Raw genomic sequence first — 1,052 nt, forward strand, 5'->3', positions numbered from 1 at the left:
CATAAAAAGGAGAACACGTGAAGAAATTACTCGTACTAGCTCTATTTGTTTTAGGAAGTATCGTACTAGCAGATGAACCAGCAAGTGAGGAAGACTTCAGTCTGCACACGCTTAGTATTGGTTCCGGCATAGGTATCTATATTCCGACGCCTAAAACATGGAAACCTATAAAAAGTGCTGATGGGAGAACAATCAAGTTCTATTCAATGAACCCAAATGACCCAATGAGCTTTAAAATGACGTTTATCGAAAATATTAAACAGCAGAGATTTTCCTTAGATACTGTTGCCGATATAGTTGCTAAAACAGCGGAACAGTATGTTTCTAGCTCAGTCGAGGGTGAGATAAATTTATATAGCCTAGATACAACATTGGGAAAGGCGGTACTTGCAGGGTTCAATGATAAAAAATATCAAGATGTGGCTACTATCCCTCCGGGAGAGTATTCAAGTGTCACTACTGGTCTTGTACCTCATTCACAAGTGCTAGTCCCGTTGACAATATTGAGTAATGGAACAGACTCAAAAGAACTCGAGATGGCTAGAAATGTTATCTCTGCATTTTATGTCCTTAAATTGCCTAACAAGGCAAGTAACCCGACGCCGTAGGCGCGGGTTCTTTTGGCGTTATGTTTACTAGGTTCTGATGCTCGAGAGGACTTTATTCTTACAAGAGGCGGTAGATACAGAAGTTGCTCTAATTGCATCTAAGTCTTTAGATTGGATTTTTGAATTACCAATGCACAGCCAATACAAATTTGAATATGCTGGTGAAAAATTCAATGGCATCATACAGTTTCTCCCGAAAGATCATGGACGTAAAAACAATTCGTTTATGTTGGCGATATCGAGAACACTCTCACCAGGTGTGTACAGAGATTACACGTCAGGTTTTCTCTTCGAAAAGGGCAAGGTATTATTGGTAACAACGGATGCTATAAAACTCAGTGAATAGAATAAAACATAACAAGTTTGCAAAATTCACTTCGCCAGCAAGCTGGCTGCGCTGGACGCCGCACTTCGTGCGTCGCCCATTGCAAAGGCGTTATATTT

At 40.4% G+C, this 1,052-nt stretch carries 2 protein-coding genes; both read left to right on the forward strand.

Features of this window, described 5'->3' with window-relative positions:
* The first annotated feature begins 17 nt into the window (after window positions 1–17).
* On the forward strand, window positions 18–608 hold the full coding sequence (locus ABWW54_RS20065) for a hypothetical protein (RefSeq protein WP_353414999.1): 591 nt from the start codon (window positions 18–20) through the stop codon (window positions 606–608).
* Window positions 609–645: 37 nt separating this feature from the next.
* Window positions 646–954, forward strand: a complete 309-nt coding sequence (locus ABWW54_RS20070) for a hypothetical protein (protein ID WP_353415001.1) — start codon at window positions 646–648, stop codon at window positions 952–954.
* The last annotated feature ends 98 nt before the right edge of the window (window positions 955–1,052 follow it).

This window comes from Arenicella sp. 4NH20-0111, from assembly GCF_040366405.1.
In the GTDB taxonomy this organism is placed as follows: Bacteria; Pseudomonadota; Gammaproteobacteria; order Arenicellales; family Arenicellaceae; genus Arenicella.